This is a genomic window from Pseudomonas helvetica (assembly GCF_039908645.1).
In the GTDB taxonomy this organism is placed as follows: domain Bacteria; phylum Pseudomonadota; class Gammaproteobacteria; order Pseudomonadales; family Pseudomonadaceae; genus Aquipseudomonas; species Aquipseudomonas helvetica.
Genome location: NZ_CP150917.1, coordinates 584,086 through 608,884, shown reverse-complemented (window position 1 = coordinate 608,884; position 24,799 = coordinate 584,086). Strand labels below are relative to the sequence as shown.

General features: G+C 60.5%; 20 protein-coding genes and 2 tRNA genes. 5 read left to right on the top strand and 17 right to left on the bottom strand.

Annotation, left to right across the window (positions count from 1 at the left end):
* Positions 1-33: 33 nt before the first annotated feature.
* The 4 genes from rpsR to rnr all read right to left on the bottom strand — a co-directional run bounded on the left by rpsR (position 34) and on the right by rnr (position 4,336).
* Positions 34-264 (bottom strand): 30S ribosomal protein S18, encoded by a 231-nt coding sequence (gene rpsR / locus AABM55_RS02640; RefSeq protein WP_002551829.1) that lies wholly within the window; start codon positions 262-264, stop codon positions 34-36.
* Positions 265-292: 28 nt separating this feature from the next.
* Positions 293-715 (bottom strand): 30S ribosomal protein S6, encoded by a 423-nt coding sequence (gene rpsF / locus AABM55_RS02635; protein WP_054595362.1) that lies wholly within the window; start codon positions 713-715, stop codon positions 293-295.
* A gap of 226 nt (positions 716-941) precedes the next feature.
* Complete coding sequence (rlmB, locus tag AABM55_RS02630; RefSeq protein WP_347928745.1) at positions 942-1,709, bottom strand: 23S rRNA (guanosine(2251)-2'-O)-methyltransferase RlmB; 768 nt, start codon at positions 1,707-1,709, stop codon at positions 942-944.
* Positions 1,706-4,336 carry a ribonuclease R gene (rnr, locus tag AABM55_RS02625; RefSeq protein WP_347928744.1) on the bottom strand — a complete coding sequence of 877 codons (2,631 nt, stop codon included), beginning with the start codon at positions 4,334-4,336 and terminating at the stop codon, positions 1,706-1,708. The genes rlmB and rnr overlap by 4 nt, the downstream gene beginning before the upstream one ends.
* Positions 4,337-4,561: 225 nt before the next feature.
* On the opposite strand from rnr, the gene AABM55_RS02620 reads away from it, so the two are divergent.
* The 4 genes from AABM55_RS02620 (at position 4,562) to AABM55_RS02605 (ending at position 7,825) form a co-directional block, all read left to right on the top strand.
* A tRNA-Leu gene (locus AABM55_RS02620) sits at positions 4,562-4,648 on the top strand.
* Positions 4,649-4,813: 165 nt separating this feature from the next.
* Positions 4,814-4,900: transfer RNA gene (locus tag AABM55_RS02615), tRNA-Leu, on the top strand.
* Positions 4,901-5,249: 349 nt separating this feature from the next.
* Positions 5,250-6,260 carry an extracellular solute-binding protein gene (locus AABM55_RS02610; protein WP_054595359.1) on the top strand — a complete coding sequence of 337 codons (1,011 nt, stop codon included), beginning with the start codon at positions 5,250-5,252 and terminating at the stop codon, positions 6,258-6,260.
* Positions 6,260-7,825 carry an iron ABC transporter permease gene (locus tag AABM55_RS02605; protein WP_347928743.1) on the top strand — a complete coding sequence of 522 codons (1,566 nt, stop codon included), beginning with the start codon at positions 6,260-6,262 and terminating at the stop codon, positions 7,823-7,825. The genes AABM55_RS02610 and AABM55_RS02605 overlap by 1 nt, the downstream gene beginning before the upstream one ends.
* 99 nt (positions 7,826-7,924) lie before the next feature.
* Here AABM55_RS02605 and AABM55_RS02600 read toward each other — a convergent pair whose 3' ends face one another.
* From AABM55_RS02600 to AABM55_RS02545, 12 genes are all read right to left on the bottom strand, one after another.
* On the bottom strand, positions 7,925-9,859 hold the full coding sequence (locus AABM55_RS02600; RefSeq protein ID WP_347928742.1) for a methyl-accepting chemotaxis protein: 1,935 nt from the start codon (positions 9,857-9,859) through the stop codon (positions 7,925-7,927).
* A 138-nt stretch (positions 9,860-9,997) separates the two neighbouring features.
* Positions 9,998-11,290 (bottom strand): adenylosuccinate synthase, encoded by a 1,293-nt coding sequence (locus AABM55_RS02595; RefSeq protein ID WP_054595356.1) that lies wholly within the window; start codon positions 11,288-11,290, stop codon positions 9,998-10,000.
* Between the two features lie 54 nt (positions 11,291-11,344).
* On the bottom strand, positions 11,345-12,532 hold the full coding sequence (locus AABM55_RS02590) for an ATP phosphoribosyltransferase regulatory subunit (RefSeq protein ID WP_347928741.1): 1,188 nt from the start codon (positions 12,530-12,532) through the stop codon (positions 11,345-11,347).
* A gap of 317 nt (positions 12,533-12,849) precedes the next feature.
* The gene (gene hflC / locus AABM55_RS02585) at positions 12,850-13,719 is read right to left on the bottom strand and encodes a protease modulator HflC (RefSeq protein WP_019691508.1); all 870 of its coding nucleotides are present in this window, start codon (positions 13,717-13,719) and stop codon (positions 12,850-12,852) included.
* Positions 13,719-14,885, bottom strand: coding sequence for an FtsH protease activity modulator HflK (gene hflK / locus AABM55_RS02580; protein WP_054595354.1), 1,167 nt, complete (start codon positions 14,883-14,885; stop codon positions 13,719-13,721). The genes hflC and hflK overlap by 1 nt, the downstream gene beginning before the upstream one ends.
* Positions 14,886-14,981: 96 nt before the next feature.
* Positions 14,982-16,283 (bottom strand): ribosome rescue GTPase HflX, encoded by a 1,302-nt coding sequence (gene hflX / locus AABM55_RS02575; protein WP_347928740.1) that lies wholly within the window; start codon positions 16,281-16,283, stop codon positions 14,982-14,984.
* A 12-nt stretch (positions 16,284-16,295) separates the two neighbouring features.
* Positions 16,296-16,556: an RNA chaperone Hfq gene (gene hfq / locus AABM55_RS02570; RefSeq protein WP_019691505.1), complete on the bottom strand. Its 261-nt coding sequence runs from the start codon at positions 16,554-16,556 to the stop codon at positions 16,296-16,298.
* Between the two features lie 93 nt (positions 16,557-16,649).
* Positions 16,650-17,621 (bottom strand): tRNA (adenosine(37)-N6)-dimethylallyltransferase MiaA, encoded by a 972-nt coding sequence (gene miaA / locus AABM55_RS02565; protein ID WP_054595352.1) that lies wholly within the window; start codon positions 17,619-17,621, stop codon positions 16,650-16,652.
* Positions 17,621-19,519 carry a DNA mismatch repair endonuclease MutL gene (gene mutL / locus AABM55_RS02560; protein ID WP_173859975.1) on the bottom strand — a complete coding sequence of 633 codons (1,899 nt, stop codon included), beginning with the start codon at positions 19,517-19,519 and terminating at the stop codon, positions 17,621-17,623. The genes miaA and mutL overlap by 1 nt, the downstream gene beginning before the upstream one ends.
* An 8-nt stretch (positions 19,520-19,527) precedes the next feature.
* Positions 19,528-20,964: an N-acetylmuramoyl-L-alanine amidase gene (locus tag AABM55_RS02555; RefSeq protein WP_054595350.1), complete on the bottom strand. Its 1,437-nt coding sequence runs from the start codon at positions 20,962-20,964 to the stop codon at positions 19,528-19,530.
* Positions 20,965-21,435: a tRNA (adenosine(37)-N6)-threonylcarbamoyltransferase complex ATPase subunit type 1 TsaE gene (gene tsaE / locus AABM55_RS02550; protein WP_054595349.1), complete on the bottom strand. Its 471-nt coding sequence runs from the start codon at positions 21,433-21,435 to the stop codon at positions 20,965-20,967.
* Complete coding sequence (locus AABM55_RS02545; RefSeq protein WP_347928739.1) at positions 21,423-22,922, bottom strand: NAD(P)H-hydrate dehydratase; 1,500 nt, start codon at positions 22,920-22,922, stop codon at positions 21,423-21,425. The genes tsaE and AABM55_RS02545 overlap by 13 nt, the downstream gene beginning before the upstream one ends.
* 63 nt (positions 22,923-22,985) lie before the next feature.
* On the opposite strand from AABM55_RS02545, the gene queG reads away from it, so the two are divergent.
* Positions 22,986-24,050: a tRNA epoxyqueuosine(34) reductase QueG gene (gene queG, locus AABM55_RS02540; protein ID WP_347928738.1), complete on the top strand. Its 1,065-nt coding sequence runs from the start codon at positions 22,986-22,988 to the stop codon at positions 24,048-24,050.
* A gap of 11 nt (positions 24,051-24,061) precedes the next feature.
* Here the strand turns inward: queG and AABM55_RS02535 are convergent, their stop codons facing one another.
* Entirely contained in the window at positions 24,062-24,673 is a 612-nt protein-coding gene (locus tag AABM55_RS02535) for a trimeric intracellular cation channel family protein (RefSeq protein WP_054595346.1), read from the bottom strand.
* Between the last annotated feature and the right edge of the window lie 126 nt (positions 24,674-24,799).

The window sequence follows — 24,799 nt, the reverse complement described above, 5'->3', positions numbered from 1 at the left end:
TTCAATCCTTTGCTACGTGTCGACTGCCCGGTCTCAGCGGCCGTGGCTGTCGGTGTAGGCCAGCAGGGCCAGGAAGCGGGCGCGCTTGATAGCGGTGGCCAGCTGACGCTGATAACGAGCTTTGGTACCGGTGATGCGGCTTGGAACGATTTTGCCGGTCTCGGATACGTAAGCTTTCAGAGTGTTGAGATCTTTGTAATCGATCTCTTTCACGTCTTCAGCGGTGAAGCGGCAGAATTTACGACGACGGAAGAAACGTGCCATGTAATAGGCTCCTCAAAAGGTCCGTGGATTACTCGTCAGCGTTATCGCTGTTGTCGCTGTCATCACTGTCAACGCTTTCAGCGCCTTCGTGCTCAGGACGGTCGCGACGCTCACGGCGCTCACTGCGGTTTTCTTCAGCCTTGAGCATCTCGGATTGGCCGGTAACGGCTTCTTCGCGACGGATGACCAGGTTACGGATCACTGCATCGTTGTAGCGGAAGTTGTCTTCCAGCTCGGCCAGGGCCTTGCCAGTGCACTCAACGTTCAGCATCACGTAGTGAGCCTTGTGAACATTGTTGATTGCGTAGGCCAGTTGACGACGGCCCCAATCTTCCAGACGGTGGATTTTGCCGCCGTCTTCTTCGATCAGCTTGGTGTAACGCTCAACCATGCCGCCGACTTGCTCGCTTTGATCCGGGTGGACCAAAAAGATGATTTCGTAATGACGCATGAATGCTCCTTACGGGTTGTAGCCTGCCGCTCAAAAGCGGTCAGACAAGGAGTGAATGACACTTATGGACTTGCCGGCGATGGACACATGCGTGCCTGCCGTCACAGCAAGGGGCGCAATTGTAGAGAAGGGACAGAAGCGGCGCAAGGCAATTGGTGATTATTTGAACAATCACCACAGCATGATCATTCCCACGCAGAGCGTGGGAATGATCATTGCACCTGGCTCAGGACTTCTTGGCGGTCACGGCGGCTTTGACGCCACGCTGGCGCAGGGCTTCGAACAGGCACACGCCGGTAGCCACGGAAACGTTGAGGCTGCTGACGCTGCCGGCCATTGGCAAACGCACCAGATAGTCGCAAAGATCACGCGTCAGGCGACGCATTCCGCTACCTTCTGCGCCCATGATCAGGATGGTCGGGCCGGTCAGGTCTTGCTGATACAGATCCTGCTCAGCCTCCCCCGCCGTGCCGACAACCCACAAGCCACGCTGCTTGAGCTTTTCCAGGGTGCGCGCCAGGTTGGTCACGGCCACCAACGGAATCACTTCCGCGGCACCACAGGCGACTTTACGCACAGTCGGAGTCAGGGTGGCTGACTTGTCTTTCGGAACGATCACCGCCAAGGCACCCGCCGCGTCGGCAGAACGCAGGCAAGCACCGAGGTTGTGCGGATCGGTCACGCCGTCGAGCACCAGCAGCAGCGGCGCGCCTTCGGTACGGTCGAGCAGTTCGTCGAGCATTGCCTCGCCCCAGACCTGGCTTGGACTTACCTCTGCCACCACGCCCTGGTGCACGCCTTCAACCCAGGCATCGAGCTCACGACGCTCGGCCTGGCCGACCGCAACACGGTTCTCGCTGGCCAGCTCGATCAGCGTCTGAACGCGCGGATCACTGCGGCCTTCGGCCAGCCAGATCTGCTTGACGCGTTTCGGGTGATGACGCAGCAACGCTTCTACGGCATGCACGCCGTAGATTTTTTCCAACTGACTCATGACTTGGCCTTAGGTTTACGCGCCCCGCCGCTTTTGGCTGGAGCCGAGCCCGCTTTTGGCGGGCCTTTACGGTGTTTACTTGGTTTGGCTGGCTTGCCGCCGGAGGCCTTTTCAGGCGCCGACCGCCCGGTCTTTCCCCCAGACGCCGCTTTACCGCCGCTCTTCGCTTCGGCCAGCAACGCCTGTTTCATTTCACGACTTTTACGTACTTCGGCGTTTTTCGCTGCGGCGTCGCTCGGGCGATAAGCCTCGACCGCTTTTTCCTTCGCCGGACCGCGACGGCCGGCTTTTGCCGGTGCCGGCTCAGCAGCCGTCTTGGCGGCAGGCGCCGAGGTTTCTGCGCCACGCTTCTTGCGGCCAATCGGCGCGCTGATGGTTTTTTCAGCCATCTCGAAGTCGATCTTGCGCTCGTCCAGGTCAACCCGCATCACGCGCACTTCAACGGTATCGCCGAGGCGGAAGCTGCGACCGGTACGCTCACCGGCCAGGCGGTGATGCACAGGGTCGAAGTGGTAGTAGTCGCCCGGCAAAGCGGTCACGTGGACCAGACCTTCGACGTAGATATCGGTCAGCTCGACGAACAGGCCAAAACCGGTCACCGCGGTGATCACACCCGGGAACGACTCGCCCACACGATCTTTCATGAACTCGCACTTGAGCCAGTTCACCACGTCGCGGGTTGCTTCGTCGGCACGGCGCTCGCTCATCGAGCACTGCTCGCCGAGCTGCTCCAGCGCCGCTTCGTCGTACGGATAAATGCGCGCTTTCGGAATGGTCATCGCCCCGGCACGACGCACGTGTGGCGTGTCTTGCTTGGAGTGGATGACACTGCGAATCGCCCGGTGCGTGAGCAAGTCCGGGTAACGACGAATCGGCGAGGTGAAGTGGGTATAGGCTTCGTAATTCAGGCCGAAGTGGCCCTGGTTATCGGCGCTGTACACCGCCTGGCTCAACGAGCGCAGCATGACGGTCTGGATCAGGTGGAAATCCGGACGATCCTTGATCCCGGCCAGCAACGCCTGGTAATCCTTCGGCGACGGGCCGTCCTTGCCTTTGTGCAGGGACAGGCCAAGCTCGCCGAGGAAGGCGCGGAGTTTTTCCAGACGCTCCGGTGGCGGACCATCGTGAACCCGGTACAGCGCAGGGATTTCGTGTTTTTTCAGGAACTCGGCGGTGGCCACGTTGGCCGCCAGCATGCATTCCTCGATCAGCTTGTGCGCGTCGTTGCGCACAGTCGGACGGATTTCGGCAATCTTGCGCTCGGAACCGAAGATGATTCGGGTTTCCTGCGTTTCGAAATCGATTGCGCCACGCACGTGACGGGCTGCCAGCAACACCTTGTACAGCGAGTAGAGCTGCTTGAGGTGCGGTACCACGTCGGTGTATTCGCCACGAAGCTGACGAGCTTCGGTGGTTTTCGGTTGTTCCAGCATTGCGCTGACCTTGTTGTAGGTCAGGCGAGCGTGGGAGTGAATCACCGCTTCGTAGAAGCAGTAGTCGGTCATCTCACCGGTTTTGGAGATGGTCATCTCGCAAACCATGGCCAGGCGATCGACATGCGGGTTCAGCGAGCACAGGCCGTTGGACAGCTGCTCAGGCAGCATCGGCACTACGCGCTCGGGGAAGTACACCGAGTTGCCGCGCACCTGGGACTCGGCATCCAGCGCCGAACCGATCTTCACGTAGCTGGAAACGTCGGCAATCGCCACGTACAACTTCCAGCCACCGGAGAACAGCCGCAGCTTGCCCGGTTTCGCTTCGCAGTAGACCGCGTCATCGAAGTCGCGAGCATCTTCGCCGTCGATGGTAACGAACGGCAGATGACGCAGGTCGATGCGCTTCTCTTTGTCTTTCTCTTCGACTTCCGGCTTGAGCTTGGCGGCTTCTTTAAGCACCGCTTCCGGCCAGACGTGGGGAATGTCGTAGGTCCGCAGGGCAATATCGATTTCCATGCCCGGCGCCATGTAGTTGCCGACCACTTCCACCACGTCGCCTTGCGGCTGGAAGCGTGGGGTCGGCCAGTGCGTGATCTTTACTTCAACGAATTGGCCGATATTGGCGTTGGCGTTACGACCCGGGGTGACCAGCACTTCCTGCTGGATCTTCGGGTTGTCGGCCACCACGAAGCCGATGCCGCCTTCCTCGAAGTAACGACCGACGATGCTCTCGTGAGCACGCGAGACCACTTCGACGATCACGCCTTCGCGGCGACCACGACGGTCCAGACCGGAAACCCGTGCCAGCGCACGGTCGCCGTCGAACACCAGACGCATCTGCGCCGGGCTCATGAACAGGTCGTCGCTGCCGTCGTCCGGGATCAGGAAACCGAAGCCGTCACGGTGACCGCTGATGCGGCCCAGGATCAGGTCGAGCTTGTCTACCGGCGCGTAAGTGCCGCGACGAGTGTAAATAAGCTGAGCATCGCGCTCCATGGCGCGCAGGCGGCGGCGCAGGGCTTCGATCTGGTCTTCTGTGGTCAGACCAAACTCTTCGACCAGTTGCTCGCGGTTAGCAGGCGAACCCCGATCAGCAAGGTGCTGAAGGATCAGTTCGCGGCTAGGAATAGGGTTTTCATATTTTTCCGCTTCACGAGCGGCCTCGGGATCGAGGGACTGCCAATCGGCCATTAGAGAGTTTTCACCTTGTCTATATGCGGGTTAGTTTGGCATAGGCGTAATGAAACGGGAAATTTCAGGCTCCTGGAGGCCCTAAAAGGCCCTTCCTCCGCCTGGAAAGACAGCATCAAGCACCGCTCGTAAAATTTTCCAGGTTTTTTTGAGTTCAGGGGTTTACAGTTAAAAGGACGCTCCGTATAGTGCGCGCCATCGACGACGCAGACGCATCTCGATACTGCCCAGATGGTGAAATTGGTAGACACGCCAGCTTCAGGTGCTGGTGACCGCAAGGTCGTGGAAGTTCGAGTCTTCTTCTGGGCACCAATTTCGAGCTTGAGATTAGTTCAATTTCAAGGCTCACACAAAAACCCGCGAAAGCGGGTTTTTGCATTCTAGCCATTTGATTTATTAAAACTAAATCAGGGGTTTACAGATCAAAACGCTCTCCGTATAGTGCGCCACATCAACAGCGGCAACGTTGCTGATACTGCCCAGATGGTGAAATTGGTAGACACGCCAGCTTCAGGTGCTGGTGACCGCAAGGTCGTGGAAGTTCGAGTCTTCTTCTGGGCACCAATTCAAAGTTCAAGGTCAGCGATCTTGAATCTCACAAAAACCCGCGAAAGCGGTTTTTTGCGTTTCTGGCTTTCAATCATCTCAAGCCACCAGCCTTCCTGTGGCGAGGGGGCCTGCCCTCGTCGGCCGGTCCGCGTTCGGGCGAAGCAGTCGTAAACCCTGAGAATGCGGTCTGGCTGAATGAATACTGGGGCCGCTTCGCGCCCCAACGGGGGCAAGCCCCCTCGCCACAAAGGTCCGCGCCAACCCCACTAACAAAACCTCGCCCGCCCTGCAAGACGCACTTGAGAAACAATATCGTTTATCATTGTTGCAAGTTTTTGCAATGCGACAGTGAGGAACCCAGCCAATGATGTTTCGAAATACCCTGCGCCGCGGCCTGACCATCACTCTGCTGGGGCTGACCCTGGCAACGCCATTCACCCAAGCCGCCGAAAAAGTTTCCCTGACGCTCTACAACGGTCAACACAAGGAAGTCGGCGACGCTGTCGCCAAAGCCTTCGAAGCCAAGACCGGCATTCACGTCAATGTACGCAAAGGCAGCAGCAACCAACTGGCCAGCCAGATCGTCGAAGAAGGCAATCGCTCGCCTGCCGACGTGATCTACACCGAAGAATCGCCACCGCTGAACAAACTCGGCGAACAAGGCCTGCTGGCGAAGACCGACGCCGCCACGCTGGAAGTACTGCCCAAGGATTACGTTGCCGGTAATGGCACCTGGATCGGCATCACTGCCCGGGTCCGCGTGGTCGCCTTCAACCCAAAACTGATCGATGAAAAAGACCTGCCCAAATCGGTGATGGGATTCTCCGATCCGAAGTGGCAGGGCAAAGTTGGCTTCGTGCCAAGCAGCGGTGCGTTCCAGGAACAAGCCGTGGCAATCATCAAGCTGCACGGGATGGACGCCGCCGAAGAATGGCTGACCGGCCTGCGCGCTTTCGGCAAGGTCTACAGCAACAACATGGTGGCGCTGAAAGCCGTGGAGAATGGCGAAGTCGCCACCGTGCTGGTGAATAACTACTACTGGTTCGCCTTGCAGCGCGAAAAGGGCACGCTCGACTCGAAACTGCATTACTTCACCGGCGGCGATGTTGGCGGCCTGATCACCGTGTCCAGCGCTGCCGTGCTCAAGTCCAGCAAACACCCGCAAGAAGCCCAGCAACTCCTCGCCTACATGGCCAGCGAAGAAGGTCAGCGCGTGATCACTCAAACCACCGCCGAATACCCGCTGCGTAAAGGCCTGGAATCGGACCGCGGACTCAAGCCGTTCAGTGAGCTGCAAGCGCCGAATGTCACCCCTGCCGACCTTGGCAACGCTGAAGCCGCACTGGACCTGGAACGCGACGTTGGCCTGAACTGATGAGTGCATCGCTGAGCGCCTCCGCATCACGCGGGGGTTATGTGCCACGGCGTAAACGACCATCGATCTGGCTGTTGTTGCCGGTATTGCTATTGGTCTGCCTGAGCCTGCTGCCGCTGTTGTATGTCGGGCTCAAAGCCTGGCAAGCCGGCTGGGCGCAAGCACTGCATCTGCTGTGGCGGCCGTATGTGTTTGGCCTGTTGCGCAATACGCTGCTGCTGATGGTCGGCGTGACGGTTGCCTGCGCGATCATCGGCCTGTCGCTGGCCTGGCTGCTGGAACGCAGCAACTTGCCGGGTCGGCGCCTGTGGGGCGTGATCCTCTGCCTGCCGTTCGCCGTACCGGCCTTCGTCAGCAGCTTCACCTGGGTGTCCCTGAGCGCCAGCTTCGAAGGCCTGGGCGGGGCGATTCTGGTGATGACCCTGTCCAAGTACCCGCTGGTGTTTCTGCCGGTGGCAGCGACGTTGCGCAATCTCGACCCGGCACTGGAAGAGTCCGCCCGAACCCTGGGACAGAACCGCTGGGGCGTATTCTTCAAGATCACCCTGCCCCTGCTCTGGCCTTCGCTGCTGGCCGGGTCGTTACTGATTGCCCTGCACATGCTGGTGGAGTTCGGCGCGCTGTCGATCATCGGCCTGCAAACCTTCACTACCGCGATCTATCAGCAGTTCGAGCTGGAGTTCAGCAACGCCAACGCGGCGATGCTTTCGGCAGTGCTGCTTGCGCTGTGCCTGATTCTGCTGTGGCTGGAGCTGCGGGTTCGCGGCAAAGGTCGGCATGTACGAATCGGCCAAGGCGCGGCGCGTCATGCCGAACAGGTTCGGCTGGGCGCATGGTCTGCGGCCGGGCAGCTCTATTGCCTGGCGCTGGCGATCATCGGCAGCGGAATTCCGCTGGGAATGTTGGCGTACTGGCTGGCTGTCGGCTCTTCGGCCGCTTTCCCGGTGGCGGCGATCAGCGAAGCCTTGCTCTCGTCACTGGCGTTGTCGTTGGGCGGCGCAGCGCTATGCCTGGTGCTGGCAGTGCCGGTTGGCTTGCTGGTGGTTCGCTATAAGGGTCGCCTGGCGCTGTGGGCCGAGCGCCTGCCGTATCTGCTGCATGCGCTGCCAGGATTGGTAATCGCGCTGACGCTGGTGTACTTCGCCCTGCACTATGTGCCGGCGCTATATCAGACCTCGGGCTTGCTGCTGATCGCCTATGCGTTGTTGTTCCTGCCGCTGGCCCAGGCGCCGATTCGTACGGCGCTGAACAAGGCGGCACCGCAACTCGAAGAAGCAGCGCGGACGCTCGGCGCTTCGTCGCTCAGCGCCTTTGTGCGGGTGACGCTGCCGATCATCTTCCCGGCGCTGGGTGCCGCGTTTGCGCTGGTGTTTCTGGATGCGATGAAGGAGCTGACGGCAACGCTGCTGCTGAGTCCGACCGGGCTCAACACCTTGGCCACAGAGGTGTGGGCACACACCGCGAATGTCGAGTTCGCGGCAGCGGCGCCTTATGCGGCGCTGTTGATTCTGGTGTCGGGATTGCCCGTCTATCTACTCACGACGCGGATGTATTTGAGCCGCTGAAAAGCATCGCGGGCAAGCCTTGCTCCTACAGGTGTTGTGTCATACCCCTTGTAGGAGCAAAGCTTGCTCGCAATGACGTCAGCCCGACCAACAAAAATCTTAAGCCCGAAACTGCCCCAGGCTCGCTTTCAGCTGCGCCGCCAGGCTGTCCAGCACCTTGCCGCTGGCTGTAGTTTCCACCACCGCCTGCGCCGCACGCTCGGCCTGAGCATGAATGGTCTCGACCCGCCCACGCACCGCGTGCGCACCTTTGGCCTGATGAGCTGCGGCCTGAGTCGCCAGACCGATGGCCGCATGCACCTGCTCGACGGAAACCTGCACCGATTGCTGCAAGCGCGCACTGTCGCGCAATACCAGCAAACCTTCGCTGGCCTGACGCCCCGCCTGCCCGATCGCCGCTACGGCCTCGCGAGCGCCTTGTTGCAACGCCCCGATGTGCGCCTGAATGTCGCCAGTCGAGCTTTGAGTCTTGCTGGCCAGCGCCCGCACTTCATCGGCCACCACCGCAAAACCACGCCCGGTCTCACCCGCCCTCGCCGCTTCGATCGCCGCGTTCAGTGCCAGCAAGTTGGTCTGCTCGGCGATCCCGTGAATCACCTCGAGCACCACTTCAATCTGCTCGCTCTGCTGCGCCAGACGCTCGATGACTTTGGCCCCGGTATCGACTTGTCCAGCCAAGGCTTCGATCAAGCTGCCAACCTGCGCCGAGGTGCGAGTGTTTTCATCCGTTGCTTGACGAATATCCACCACCTGTTGCAACGCCGCCTGCATCGCGTGGCTTTCGGCCTGCGCCTCGTCAGCCATTTGCGACAAGGCACGCAAGCTCTCCGCCACTTCATCGCGCTGGGATTTCGCCGCCGCATCGGCGCCGGCATTGCGCTTGCTCATGGCACCGATTTCCACACCGGTGCGCTGGGCCACATCACCCGCCTCGCGAACGATCGGCTGCAACTTATCCACAAAGCGGTTGACCGCCGACGCCATGTCACCGATTTCATCTTTGCTGTTGATCTGCACGCGCTTGGTCAGGTCGCCATCACCCGCGGCCAGATCCTCCATTGCCGCGATCAACAGCTTCAGGCGATTGACCACCCGCCGCCCAAGCACGACCGCCAGCAGCAGCAAGACACCAAAGCCGACCAGCGCCAGCGCCATGCCGATCCGCCAGCGCAAGGTCGCCGCCGCTTCCTGAACGGTGTTGGTGGTATTGGCTTTCATTTCGCTGGCCGTGGACTGCGCCGACTGCAAACGCGAGCGCATGGCCGTGGCGCTATCAGCTGCAGCGCCCTTGAGGCTGTCGCCGACCAGCTGATCACTGCTGGCGATCAGCGCCGAGAAGCGCTTGTCGAGGGCTACCAGGTCTGTTTCCACCGACGCCGTGGAGACCCCCATCAGCACCTTGCCGATTTCCACGCCATTGGGGTTGATCGAGGCTTCGAGGTAGTAGACCGAAGGATCGTGTTTCGCCGCATCCAGCACTTTATCCAGCGCCCGCTCACCCTGGCCTTTTTCCAAAAGGGCCTGGTTGATCGGGTTTTCCCGGTTCAGATAGCGGGTCAGGTGCTGGCCGGTGGCGTCGTCATACACCACGAACAGTACGTTCGGATTGCGCTGGGCCCGACGGGCGAATTCGGACAGCGTTGGAACGTCGCTGTCCCACATCGCGCGGGGCGCGACCGACGCCAGGAGCTGAGCCATGTCATTGGCCGAGTCCTTCAGGTCCTTTTCCAGGGCCGCACGCAGTTGCGCCTGCTCGTCCTTGAGTCGTGAGGACAGACCGGCGGTCAGGCGCTGACGGGTACTGGTGGAGAGGTTATCAAGACTTGAGGTGACTTCACGCCCGGCCTGTTCGAGTTCGCCAGAGAGCTTCTGGCTATCGACGCCGAGACGATTGCCCAAATCAGCTTCCAATGCGGTCACTGTGCTCCGGGTCAGTGCGACAGCCACCAACACTTGCACCAACAGGGCGATACCAAGGGTAACGAACACGGGCCGCAACAAACGGCTTTGTAACAGTGAGAGAACGGCCGACACAGGAAATCCCTCTACTTGCACGCCATTAAATTGATGGCACTCTGGAACAGAGATTCACAGCAAAGGTCATGCCGCCCGACAGGCATAAACGACAAAGGGCCCGATTAAGGGCCCTTTGTTTTTTACATCAACGACTTATCAAGCAAACGGGTGACGCAGAACGATGGTCTCGTTGCGGTCCGGGCCCGTCGAAATAATGTCGATCGGTGCACCGACCAACTCTTCGACGCGCTTGATGTAGTTGCGAGCAGCCTGAGGCAGCTCTTCCAGGGTCTTGGCGCCCAGGGTCGACTCAGTCCAGCCCGGCATTTCTTCGTACACCGGCTCAAGACCGATGTAGCTGTCGGCGTCGGTCGGTGCGTCGATCACTGCACCATCCTGGTTTTTGTAGCCCACGCAGATGTTGATGGTCTCAAGACCGTCCAGCACGTCCAGCTTGGTCAGGCACAGGCCCGAGATGCTGTTGACGTCGATGGCGCGACGCAGGATGACGGCGTCGAACCAGCCGCAACGACGGGCACGACCGGTGGTAGCACCGAATTCATGGCCACGCTTGGCCAGGAACGCACCAACGTCGTCGAACAGCTCGGTCGGGAACGGGCCCGAACCCACGCGAGTGGTGTAAGCCTTGGTGATGCCGAGGATGTAATCCAGGTACATCGGGCCAAAACCCGAACCGGTCGCGATGCCGCCAGCGGTGGTGTTGGAGCTGGTGACGTACGGGTAGGTACCGTGGTCGATGTCCAGCAGGGAGCCTTGGGCGCCTTCGAACATGATGTCTTTGCCGTCGCGACGCAGGTTATGCAGTTCGGCGGTGACGTCGAGCATCATCGGCTTCAGCAGCTCGGCGTATTCCATGCACTCATCCAGAGTTTTCTGGAAGTCGATGGCCGGCTCTTTGTAGTAATTGACCAGTACGAAGTTGTGGTAGTCCAGCAACTCGCCCAGCTTGGCGGCGAAACGCTCGCGGTGGAACAGATCACCGATGCGCAGGCCACGACGTGCAACCTTGTCTTCGTAGGCCGGGCCGATGCCACGACCGGTGGTGCCGATCTTCAGCTCGCCACGGGCTTTTTCACGAGCCTGGTCCAGCGCTACGTGGTAAGACAGGATCAACGGGCAGGAAGGGCTGATACGCAGGCGCTCGCGCACCGGTACGCCCTTCTCTTCCAGCTTGATGATCTCGCGCAGCAGGGCGTCAGGTGCAACCACCACGCCGTTGCCGATCAGGCACTGCACGCCATCGCGCAGCACGCCCGACGGGATCAGGTGCAAGACGGTTTTTTCGCCGTCGATCACCAGCGTGTGGCCAGCGTTGTGGCCACCTTGGTAGCGCACTACGGCGGCAGCATGTTCGGTCAGCAGATCAACGATCTTGCCTTTGCCCTCATCACCCCATTGGGTGCCCAGGACTACGACATTCTTACCCATAACACTTGTCCTCATTCGCGCAAACTTGGTGCCGGCAGCCGCCGGCAGGGAAACTCAAGAAGCCAGCGGCAATACTTGCCAAAGCCCGTTCTGCTGAATCAATTGCCGGTCGCAGTCCGCATCACGGGCGGCGGCCAATGGTTGCCCAGGCAATGCCTGAACGACACGCTGACCCTCACTGCGCAACTGGCAAACCTGCTGCCAGAGTGCTGCATCCGTACTGTCAGGCATCCAGATACCGCCAGTCGGTAGCTCGATTTCAGCACGCCCCAGGGTCACCAGGGTTTTCAAATCGGTAGAGAAGCCAGTCGCCGGACGGGCACGACCGAAGTCGGCGCCGATGTCGTCGTAACGACCGCCCTGAGCAATGGACTGGCCAACACCCGGCACGAATACCGCGAACACCACGCCGGTGTGATAGTGATAACCGCGCAACTCGCCCAGATCGAAGTACAGCGCAAGATCCGGGAAACGCACGGACAAACGCTCGGCAATCGACAGCAAGTCGTCCAGCGCCGCCAAAACAGGCGCCGGCGCCTTGGCCAGGCGTTGGCGAGCGGCAACCAGCACTTCACGACCGCCGCACAGATCAACCAGTGCCCGCAGCATGCCCGACAAATCGGCAGGCAGGCCTTCGGTCAAGGTAATGACCTCATCGATGGCCTTGCGTTGCAGGGCATCGAACAACTGTTGCTCGACCTCACCGGACAAACCGGCGGCACGCGCCAGGCCACGGTAGATGCCGACATGGCCAAGATCCATGTGCACATCCGGCACATCGGCCAGTTGCAGCATGGCCAGCATCAGGCTGATGACTTCCACGTCGCTGCTCGGGCTGGCATCGCCGTACAACTCGGCGCCCAGCTGGATCGGGCTACGCGAGGTCGACAACGCCCGCGGTTGCGCATGCAGCACGCTACCGGCGTAGCACAGACGGCTCGGGCCTTCGTGACGCAAGGTGTGCGCATCGATGCGCGCCACTTGCGGCGTAATGTCGGCACGGAAACCCATCTGCCGGCCCGATTGCGGGTCGATGACCTTGAAGGTCCGCAGATCAAGGTCCTGGCCTGCGCCAGTCAGCAGGGATTCCAGGTACTCGATATGCGGGGTCACGACGAACTCGTAACCCCAGCTCTGGAACAGATCCAACACCTGACGACGCGCGACTTCAATGCGCGCCGCCTCTGGTGGCAGTACTTCTTCGATGCCATCTGGCAGCAGCCAGCGGTCTACCGTTGCCATTACGCCATTCCCCTATGATCCGGGCCGCCAGCCCTCGGGCCGGCCTTGAGTGAAGCAGAAAATGTCTGAACCATACGCATAAGTCACGCGCATGAACAACGCGGCGATCGGCCTGAAATCGGCCTCGCCAAACACTTTCCTCGAAAAACCTGTCGAGTTGTTCAACCCGAGTCTTGCAATAAAAAACCGCAATCAAACGTGCAGACGCAAAAAAGCCGGGAATTTCCCGGCTGCCGCATCATACACACGTTTTCTCAAAGGATCACCCCGCGAGAGGCTTTAGCCGCCCGGCGGGGTCCTTTGAGATTAGTGTCGGATCAAGGCTTGGCTTTTTCCAGGTAACGGAAGAAGTCGCTGCTTGGGTCCAGAACCATGACGTCGGTTTTGTTCGCGAAGCTTTCACGGTAGGCACGCAGGCTACGGTAGAAACCGTAGAACTCCTGATCCTGGCCGTAGGCCTTGGAGTAGATCGCTGCGGCCTGGGCATCACCGTCACCGCGAACCTCTTCAGATTCACGATAGGCTTCAGCCAGCAGTACGCGGCGCTGACGATCGGCGTCGGCACGGATGCCTTCGGCCAGCTCGTTACCCTTGGCACGGTGCTCGCGCGCTTCACGTTCACGCTCGGTGCTCATGCGTTCGAACACGCTGCGGTTCACTTCCTTCGGCAGATCGATGGCCTTGACCCGAACATCGACCACTTCGATGCCCAGCTCTTTTTCCGCCATCTTGTTCAGCGAAGCTGTGATATCCGCCATCAGCGCATCACGCTCACCGGAAACCACTTCGTGCAGGGTGCGCTTGCCAAACTGGTCACGCAGGCCCGATTCCAGGCGACGCGAAAGGCGCTCGTCTGCAATTTGCTTGAGGCCGGAAGTCGCGGTGTAGAAACGCTCGGCATCCTTGACGCGCCACTTGGCGTAGGCATCAACCATGACGGCTTTCTTTTCCAGCGTCAGGAAACGCTGTGTCGGTGCATCCAGCGTCATCAGGCGTGCGTCGAATTTACGCACCTGGTTAACGTAAGGCACTTTCACATGCAGGCCCGGCTGAACATCAGTCTGAACCACGCGCCCGAACTGCAGCAGCACCGCGCGCTCGGTCTGAGCCACGATGTAGAAACAGTTCCAGGCAGCGATCGCCACGACGACGCCGACAATAAGGGCGATCAGCGATTTATTGCTCATCAGCGACTCTCCCTGGTACGTGCCGGCTGCTGCAGATCAGTTGCCGAGCGCGCGTGCCCTTCATTGCTGGTCGCGGCTGCGCTGGTTACCGGCGCTGCACCACTACGACCACTGTCGATCATCTTGTCCAGCGGCAAGTACAGCAGATTGTTCTGGCCATTCTTGTTGCCGGTCACGAGAACCTTGCTGGTATTGCTGAAGACTTCCTGCATCGTGTCCAGGTACAGACGCTGACGAGTGACTTCCGGTGCCTTGCGATATTCGGCGACCAGCTTGGTAAAGCGATCCGCTTCACCCTTGGCACGCGATACCGTTTCGTCGCGGTAACCGTTGGCATCTTCAATGATGCGCTGGGCCTGACCACGGGCTTCCGGCACGACGCCGTTGGCGTAGGTTTCAGCCTGGTTGCGCGAACGCTGCTCATCTTCACGAGCGCGGATCACGTCATCGAAGGCTTCCTGGACTTCACGCGGTGCAGCGGCGCTCTGAACGTTGACCTGAGTGACGGTGATACCGGTGCGATAGGTATCGAGGAAGCGTTGCAGACGCTCCTTGATTTCGCTGGCCATCAACTCACGACCTTCGGTCAACACCTGGTCCATGGCGGTGGAACCCACCACATGGCGCAAGGCACTCTCGGTCGCGTGTTGCAAACTGATTTCCGGCTGATCGACGTTCAGCACGAAGTCCTGCAGATTGGTGATCTTGTACTGCACGGTCAGTGGCACTTCGACGATGTTCTCGTCTTCAGTGAGCATTTGACCCTGCTTGGTGTAGGCACGCTCACGCGTGACGTTTTCCATGTACTTGCGATCGATCGGCGGGAAGTAGATGTTCAGGCCCGGCCCGACGGTTTCGTAGTACTTGCCGAAGCGCAGCACCACGGCTTGCTCCTGCTCGTCGACGACATAAACCGCGCTGTACAGCCAGACGACCGCCAGCACGACAAGGCCGATGCCGAGCAGGCCGTAACCGCCGCCCTTGCCCGAACCACCGCCATCATCACCGCGTTTCTTACTACCACCGAACAACCCATTCAGGCTTTCCTGCAGCTTTCGGAAGGCCTCGTCGAGATCTGGTGGCCCCTTGCGGTCGCCATTATTGCGGCGTTTACCACCCCAAGGATCCTGATTATTCGAGTTGCCACCCGGCTCATTCCAAGCCATAGCGCTCTCCATCTGATAAAGCAAAGACGCACCCACGGCGCGCCGACCAATGCTACAGAATGCCTGCCACAGCGGCACAACCGCTTTTTCAGGCTTTTATTGCAAAGTGTGTTGCTCGATGAATTCCAACGGCTGCATTCCCTCGCGGCTCACCAGTCGATTGAGCTCGACTCGCGGCAAACGAACGGCCAGCAAACAGATGCCTTCTTCGTCGTGTTCTTCTTTCTGTACAGCGCCGAGCGCAAAGAACTGCGCACGCAGTCGAGCAAAACGCTGCGGCAAGCGCAAGGTGCCGACGAACAAATCGTTGCCGAGCAATTCCGCAATCGCCTGCTTGAGCAGGTCCAGACCCTGACCGTTGCGCGCCGACAACCATACCCGTTGCGGCTTGCCGTCGGCATCACGCTGGATCTGTGGCTCTACGCCCTCGAGCAAATCGAGTTTGTTATAGACCTCAAGGATCGGCAAGTCTTGCGCACCGATCTCGCCGAGCACCGCCATGACCTGTTCGATCTGGGCCATGCGTTCTGGCTCGTGAGCGTCGATCACATGCAGCAGCAGGTCAGAGTTGCTCGACTCTTCGAGCGTAGCCCGAAATGCCTCGACCAGTTTGTGCGGCAAGTGACGGATGAAGCCCACAGTGTCGGCCAGTACGATTGGACCGAGGTCGGCGAGTTCGAGCCGGCGCAAGGTCGGGTCGAGGGTGGCGAACAACTGGTCTGCCGCGAACACGTCGGAATCGGTGACCGAGTTGAACAGCGTCGACTTGCCGGCGTTGGTATAACCCACCAGAGAAACCGAAGGAATATCCGCACGCTGACGACCACGACGAGCCTGGTCCCGCTGGCTGCGGACCTTTTCCAGACGCCCCTTGATCTGCCGCAGGCGAACCCGCAGGAGACGCCGGTCGGTTTCCAGCTGGGTTTCACCCGGACCGCGCAGACCGATACCGCCTTTCTGCCGCTCAAGGTGAGTCCAGCCGCGAACCAGTCGCGTACTCATGTAATCAAGCTGGGCCAGTTCGACCTGGAGCTTGCCTTCATGGGTGCGGGCGCGTTGGGCGAAGATATCGAGAATCAGACCGGTACGGTCAATCACGCGACACTCGAAAACACGTTCGAGGTTACGTTCCTGACTGGGCGTGAGGACGGAATTGAAAATAACCAGATCGACCTTCTCGGCTTTGACCTGGTCGCGCAGTTCCTCGACCTTGCCACTGCCAATCAGGTATTTGGCGGTTGGCCGATGACGCGGCACGTTAACAAACGCGACGGTCTCGGCGCCGGCCGAAATTGCCAACTCCTGAAACTCCTGCGGATCTTCGCGCGCCTCAGGGTCCTGACCATCCAAGTGAACGAGAATGGTTCGTTCACCACCACCGTGGCGCTCAAAGAACAAAGGAGACTCCTATCAGGCGTTACCTGGCTCAGCGTCAGCTTGTTCGGATTCGGTTGCGCTAGGCAGACGAATTGGACGAACCGGCACCACTGTAGAGATCGCGTGTTTGTAGACCATCTGGCTGACGGTGTTTTTCAGCAGGATAACGAACTGGTCGAACGACTCGATCGTGCCTTGCAGTTTGATTCCGTTGACCAGATAGATGGAAACCCCCACTTTCTCTTTACGCAATGTATTCAAGTAAGGGTCTTGTAGCGAATGCCCTTTTGACATGTGCCGCACTCCTTTAAGGATTCAATAATAAAAATAGGTAAAAAAATGGCTTAGGCCGTCACACCCCCAAGGATAGACGGCAATTGCAAGGACTCAGCTCAATATGGAGACCGTTCCCAGGTATTTCAAGGCGCGTGGCAGATTGTCGCAATCGAGGCTGTCCAGCCAGTGTAAATCAGCCCAACTGCGTAGCCAGGTGAACTGGCGCTTCGCCAATTGGCGCGTGGCAATGATCCCACGTTCCTGCATCTCGGCTGACGTCAGCTTGCCATCCAGGTAATCCCAGACTTGTCGGTAACCTACAGCGCGTATAGACGGCAACCCGGCATGCAGGTCACTTCTTTTACGCAGGGCTACGACCTCGTCAATGAATCCCTGTTCCAACATTTGTGTGAATCTTTGTTTAATACGCTCATGCAGTACCTGACGATTCGCCGGAGCGATAGCCAAGTTCGCGACAGTATAGGGCAATTGTGGGCGACCCGAAGCGCCTGCTTCAGTACTTTGCGCAGATTGTCGCGCGCGGTGTTCGGTCATGCTCTGGCCGCTGACCCGATAAACTTCCAGCGCCCGACTGAGTCGCTGCGGGTCATTGGGGTGAATTCGTGCTGCCGACACCGGATCAATGACCGCCAACTGATCGTGCAGGGCTTGCCAGCCAAGGCGTGCAGCCTCTTCCTCGATTTCAGCGCGGATCTGCGGATCGGCCGCTGGCATATCGGCCAGACCTTCGAGCAAAGCCTTGTAATAGAGCATTGTGCCGCCGACCAGCAGCGGAATATTGCCGCGTGCGGTGATCTCGGCCATGGCCTGCAGGGCATCCCGGCGAAAATCAGCCGCCGAATAGGCCTCGACCGGATCAAGAATGTCGATCAACCGATGAGGAAACTCGGCCAACAGTTCCTTCGAAGGCTTGGCCGTGCCGATGTCCATGCCGCGGTAAACCAGCGCCGAGTCGACGCTGATCAACTCGCACGGCAGGACCTTGGTCAGCTCGATAGCCAGATCGGTCTTGCCCGCAGCGGTCGGGCCCATCAGGAATATCGCTGGAGGGAGTTGGCTCATCAACGACCGCGCAAGAACAGTTTGTCCAGATCATCCAGGCCCAGTTGGGTCCAGGTTGGTCGGCCATGGTTGCATTGACCACTGCGCTCGGTGTTTTCCATGTCCCGCAGCAGACCGTTCATTTCCGGCAAGGCCAGGCGTCGGTTGGCGCGAATAGCGCCATGGCAGGCCATGGTTCCGAGCAGTTCGTTCAGGTGTGCCTGAATCCGGTCGCTGGTGCCGTATTCCATCAGGTCTGCCAATACGTCGTGAACCAGACGATTGGCCTCGGCCTGCTTGAGCAAGGCCGGAATCTGCCGGATCGCCAGGGTTTCCGGGCCCAGACGCTGAAGTTCAAAACCGAGGCGCTGGAACCAGCTGACGTGCTCTTCGGCACAATCGGCTTCACGCTGGCTGACGGCAATCGACTCTGGCACCAGCAGCGGTTGGCCGCTCAGGCCTTCGCTGGCCATCGCGACTTTCAGCCGCTCGTACATGATCCGCTCATGCGCCGCGTGCATGTCCACCAGCACCAGCCCCTGGGCGTTTTCCGAAAGAATGTAGATGCCTTTGAGCTGTGCCAGCGCATACCCCAGCGGCGGAATATCGCCCTGACCGTCTGGCAGCGCCGTGGCGTTCGCTTCCGGCAATGGCGCAAAAAACTCGCGATAGGCAGCCTGCGCTTCGGCCACCGGCACGCCCGACTGCGGACGCGGTGTGTATTGATACTGATAACCGGCGCCGGCGCCCGAGCCTGCCGTCGTATTAAAGGACGGCTGTGCCTGCGGCTGCTCGAGCAACGCATTGGCCGCCAGACGCATTTCACCTTGCGGGCCGAACTCGCCGGCTTCGATTCCGGTCGGCCTGACTATGGCTGTCGCGACAGGCGCAGCCAAATGATCTTCCGGACGCACGTCGCCCAAGGCGCGGTGCAAGGTGCCATAGAGGAAGTCGTGGACCATGCGCCCGTCACGGAAGCGCACTTCATGTTTGGTCGGGTGCACGTTGACGTCGACGCCCGCCGGATCGACTTCGAAAAACAGCACGAACGTCGGATGCCGACCGTTGAACAGCACGTCGCGATAGGCCTGGCGCACCGCGTGGGCCACCAGTTTGTCGCGCACCGCACGGCCATTCACAAAAAAATACTGCAAGTCCGCCTGGCTACGGTTAAAGGTCGGCAACCCGACCCAGCCCCACAGATGAAGGCCATTGCGCTCGATCTCGATGGGCAGCGCCTGCTCCAGGAAGCCCGCTCCGCAGATCGCCGCCACACGCCGGGCGCGAGCCGCGTCGTCATGGGCTTCGTGCAGGCTGAGGATGGTCTTGCCGTTATGGCGCAGATGGAACGCCACGTCGAAGCGCGCCAGCGCCAGACGCTTGATCACTTCTTGCAGGTGATCGAATTCGGTTTTTTCGGTCTTGAGGAACTTGCGCCGCGCCGGAGTATTGAAGAACAAGTCGCGCACTTCAACCGAAGTACCCACCGGGTGGGCGGCCGGCTGGACGCGAGGCGCCATGTCTCGGCCTTCGGTCTCGACCTGCCAGGCTTGATCGGCACCTCGGGTGCGGGACGTCAGGGTCAGGCGCGCCACGGAGCTGATCGACGCGAGGGCCTCACCGCGAAAGCCGAGGCTCATCACCTGCTCGAGGTCTTCGAGATTGCGAATCTTGCTGGTGGCATGTCGCGCCAACGCCAGCGGCAAATCATCGGAGGAGATCCCGCTGCCATCGTCGCGAACCCGCAGCAGCTTGACGCCGCCCTGCTCGACATCGACGTCGATACGTTTGGCACCGGAGTCGAGGCTGTTTTCCAACAGCTCCTTGATCACCGAAGCCGGACGCTCGACCACCTCACCGGCGGCAATCTGGTTCGCCAGTCGCGGGCTGAGCAGCTCGATACGCGCTGCGGTGTTCACGGCATCGTTCATTCCTTGGCCGCCAATTCGGTGCCCGGGATGTTCAGGTGCTGGCCGATTTTCAGTTCGTCGGATTGCAGGCCGTTGGCGCTGCGCAGAGTCGCCGGCGAGACCTGATAACGCACCGCGATCATCGCCAGGGTTTCACCCGGACGCACCGTGTGGTCACGCGGCCCCTGGGCGATCTTGCCGGAATCACGCAGCCAGGCGATGTAGGTGCCCGGTGGCGGGTTCTGCTGGAAGAACTGGCGCACACCCGCGCTGATCGAACGGGCCAGCGCTTGCTGGTGACCGGACGCCGCCAGTTTCGAGGCTTCGTTGGCATTGGAGATAAACCCGGTTTCCACCAGGATCGATGGAATGTCCGGCGACTTCAGCACCATGAATCCGGCCTGCTCGACGCGTTGTTTGTGCAACGAGGTGACCCGGCCAATGTTGCTCAAGACCTTCTGGCCGACGTTCAGGCTGGAAGTCAGCGACGCGGTCATCGACAGATCAAGCAGTACGCCGGCAAGCATCTTGTCCTTGTCGTCGAGGCTGACGTTGCCGGCACCGCCGATCAGGTCGGAGCGGTTTTCGCTGTCGGCCAGCCAACGCGCGGTCTCGGACGTTGCGCCGCGCTCGGACAAGGCGAATACCGAAGCGCCGAACGCTGCAGCGGAGGGTGCCGCGTCGGCGTGAATCGAGACGAACAGGTCGGCGCCCTTCTTGCGGGCGATCTCGGTACGGCCACGCAATGGAATGAAGTAGTCGCCGGTACGGGTCAGCTCGGCCCGGAAGCCTTTCATGCCGTTGACCTGGCGCTGCAGCTCGCGAGCGATGGCCAGCACCACGTCTTTTTCGTGCTGGCCACGGGAACCGGAAGCCCCCGGATCCTCGCCGCCGTGTCCGGCATCGATGACCACGATGATGTCGCGCTTACCGGCCGGAGCAGGCGGCAGCTTGATTGCCGGCTCAACCGGAGCCACCGGTACCGCTGGCACAGTGGCAACGGTTGGGGCCGGGGTCGGTGCGGGCGGTGGCGCGGCATCGGCGGCGTTGTCGAACAGGTCGACCACCAGGCGATTGCCGTACTGCGCATTCGGCGCCAGCACGAAGCTCTTCGGGGTAACGGCTTTTTTCAGGTCGATGACCACCCGCAGATCGGTCGGCGTGCGCTGAGCCGAACGCATGTCGGTAATCGGGGTATTGGCGGTAGAGACCTTCAGCGGCGCGCCAAGGACGGCGCCATTGATGTCGATCACCAGACGATCCGGGGACGTCAGGGTAAAGACGCTGTGCTGGACCGGGCCGGACAGGTCAAACACCAGTCGGGTGTTATCCGGCGCCCGCCACAAGCGAACACTGTTGACCTTTGTCGCGGCCACAGCGTCGACGGCCAGTGCCGTAAGCAGCATTCCTACGACAGCAACCAACGCGCGAAAGCGCATACCTAACCCCATCATTTATTTGAATTCCAATGCCAAAGAGGCACACCAAGACTCGCCACGCAAACCCTGGGGCGACAGATTCAGCGAACGCCCGCTGTCATGCGGGCTAATGGTAATGGTCAGGTCGGGCTTTGGCAAAAAGCCTGCACCCTTCTGGGGCCACTCGATCAGACACAGTGCATCGTCTTCGAGGTAGTCACGAATGCCAAGAAACTCCAGCTCCTCCGGATCGACCAGTCGATACAGGTCAAAATGGAAGGCGCGAATGTCGCCGATCTCGTAGGGCTCGACCAAGGTAAAGGTCGGACTTTTTACTGCGCCAACATGCCCCAAACCGCGAATAATGCCCCGCGACAGGGTGGTTTTACCCGCCCCAAGGTCACCGTCCAGAAAGATGATGCCGTGCCCTTTGGTCACTTGAGCGATACGGTTGCCCAACGCGACCATGGCGTCTTCATTGGCCAGATACAGGGTTACTTCAGACACGGTGCTTGCTCCTCCAGCAACTGACGAATGGCGGGAATCAGATCACTGGCCGCCAGCCCACGGCCCGTTTTACCTTCACGCTCGCCGGCGTTGGCGTGCAGCCAGACCGCCAGGCAAGCTGCATCGAATGCATTCATGCCCTGGGCCAGCAAGGCGCCGACCAGTCCGGCCAGCACATCCCCCAGACCCGCGGCAGCCATGGCCGGGTGGCCTTGATGACACAGCGCCAAACGACCATCAGGGCTGGCAATCAGGCTGCCGGCCCCTTTGAGAATGACGGTGGTTGTGTATTTTTTGCTCAATGCATGGGCCGCGGCGGGGCGATCGGCTTGAACCTCGGCCGTGGAAACCCCCAATAACCGCGCCGCCTCCCCCGGATGCGGAGTGATCACGCAATCCTTTGGCAGGCGCACATCACCCCGGCTCAGCAAATTCAGCGCATCGGCGTCCCAGACCTGCGGTAACGGGGCGTTGGCCGCTGCCGACAACAAACTGCGACCCCACGCGCCCTTGCCGAGCCCCGGTCCGACCACCAGCACACTGGCCTGACCGAGCGGGTCCATCAGTTGGTTGGCCGAGTGAACGCCCAGCACCATGACTTCGGGCACCCGCGCCAATGCGGCCGGTACATGTTCACTGCGGGTCGCCAGAGACACCATGCCCGCGCCGCTGCGCAGGGCACTTTGGGCACTCAAGAGAATGGCACCGCCGAAACCCCGATCGCCACCGATCAGCAGGACGTGACCGAATCGGCCTTTGTGAGCGCTCGGTGCCCGAGCTGCCAGGCGCGGCAGGTTGTCTGGATTCAGGCGATAGGCACTGACGGTGCTTTCAGCAACGATCTGCGGGTCGGCTTGCAGATCGTTGAACTGCAACTCCCCCACCTGATCCGCCGCATCGCCGGTGAACAGCCCAAGCTTGAGGCCGATGTACGTCACGGTGAGGTCGGCCCGAACCGCAACCCCGAGGACTCGCCCGGTATCGGCGCACAGACCGGACGGGATATCCACCGCCGCAACGGGCAGGCCACAGGCATTGATCGCCTCGATCGCGGCAACATAGGGTTCGCGCACCTCACCGCTCAGGCCGGTACCCAGCAGCGCATCCAGCACCACCCCACGCAGTTCGATGGCAGGTGACCAGGCCTCGACGACAACCCCGGCGGCCAGCGCTTCGGCATATGCCAGCGCGGCATCGCCCTGCAAGCGCGACGGTTCAACCACCGCCAGCACTCGCACCTGCCAACCGGCACGCAACGCCAGTACCGCCACCAGATAACCGTCCCCGGCGTTATTGCCGTGGCCCGCCAACACACTGAGCTCAGTGGCCGTCGGCCAGTGCCGGACCAACGCTCGCCACGTGGCGCGGGCAGCCCGATGCATCAATTCGAAGCCCGTTGTCCCGGCCGCAATCAGCCGCGCGTCGAGCGCCCGGACCTGTGCGGCGCTGTACAGTGCGTCGGGTAAATGGTGTTTTGTCTGCGGCATGCGTCTTCAGGCTCCGATGTCTGGCAGAATTATACGCACCTCAGCTCCGGTTTCCCCTGTCTCATGCCTGCAATTACCACAGATCTTCCTGCTCTCGCCCAATCGATCAAGGACTGGGGCCGCGAGTTGGGTTTTCAACAAGTCGGCATCAGTGGTCTGGACCTGGCTGAGCATGAACAACACCTGGAGCGCTGGCTCGAAGCCGGCTACCACGGCGAAATGGATTACATGGGCGCCCACGGCAGCAAACGCTCGCACCCGGAAGAACTGGTGCCGGGCACATTGCGGGTGGTTTCACTGCGCATGGACTACCTGCCGGGCGACACTGAAATGGCCAAGCGCCTGGGCCAACCGGAAAAAGCCTACGTCTCGCGCTATGCCCTGGGCCGCGACTATCACAAGCTGATCCGCAAACGCGTGCAGCAATTGGCCGAGAAGATCCAGCAGGTCATTGGCCCCTTCGGCTACAGGGCTTTCGTCGACAGCGCCCCGGTGCTGGAAAAAGCCATCGCCGAACAGGCGGGTCTCGGCTGGATCGGCAAAAACACCTTGGTACTGAACCGCAAGGCCGGCAGTTACTTCTTTTTGAGCGAGCTGTTCGTCGACCTGCCGCTGCCGGTCGACCCGCCCCACAGCACCGAGCACTGCGGGCGCTGCACGGCGTGCCTGGACATCTGCCCGACCAAGGCCTTTGTCGGCCCTTATGTATTGGACGCCCGCCGCTGCATTTCGTACCTGACCATCGAGCTGAAAACCGCGATCCCCGAAGATTTGCGGCCACTGATCGGCAATCGGGTGTTCGGTTGCGATGATTGCCAGATCGTCTGCCCGTGGAACCGCTTCGCCCGTCCGTCCGGCGAAAGCGACTTCAAACCGCGACACAACCTCGACAACGCCGAGTTGGCCGAACTGTTCATGTGGGATGAAGACAAATTCCTGAGCAGCACCGAAGGCTCGCCGCTGCGCCGCGCCGGTTATGAACGCTGGCTGCGTAACCTGGCCGTCGGACTTGGCAATGCGCCTTCAACGATTCCGGTGCTGGAAGCCCTGAAGGCGCGGGCCGATTACCCATCGGAGTTGGTACGCGAGCATGTGCAATGGGCGCTGAAACAACACGGACTCGCGTAGGAGCTCTGGTGTCAGGCTTCGTCGTTGTAGACGAACTTGGGCATTTCCCAGTGGAAACGAATCGCCAGCAAGCGCAGCAGGAAGCCGCCAAACAAGGTGATCAGAATCGCCTGTTCGTCGGGTAATTGCAGGTAAAGGCAGAGCATGTAGCACCACGCGGCAGCGAACGAGACGCTGGCGTAGAGCTCGCGACGGAAGATCAGCGGGATGTCGTTGCAGAAAATGTCGCGCAGGATGCCGCCGAACACTCCGGTGATCACCCCGCTGACCGACGCCACCAACATGCCGTGGCCCGTTTCCAGCGCAATCATGCAGCCGATCAGGGTAAACGCCACCAACCCTACGGCGTCGAGTACCAGGAACAGCGAGCGCAGATGGCGCATCCAGCGTGCGGTAAAGACCGTGAGCATTGCCGCAGCCGAGGTCAACACCAGGTATTCCGGGTGTTTGACCCAGGTCAGCGGATAGTGCCCGAGCAGCACGTCACGCACCGAACCACCGCCCAGCGCCGTCACGCAGGCGATCAGCACCACGCCAAACCAGTCCATGCCACGCCGACCGGCAGACAACGCGCCAGTCATGGCTTCAGCGGTAATGGCAATCAGGTAGAGCATCAACAACATGGCGGCGGTCCTTACGGGAAGGCGCGCAGTCTACTCAGATCGCCGGGGCACCAAAAGAGGGCGGTGAGCGAATATAAACCCCGTGGCGAGGGAGCTTGCTCCCGCTGGAGTGCGAAGCACTCCCAA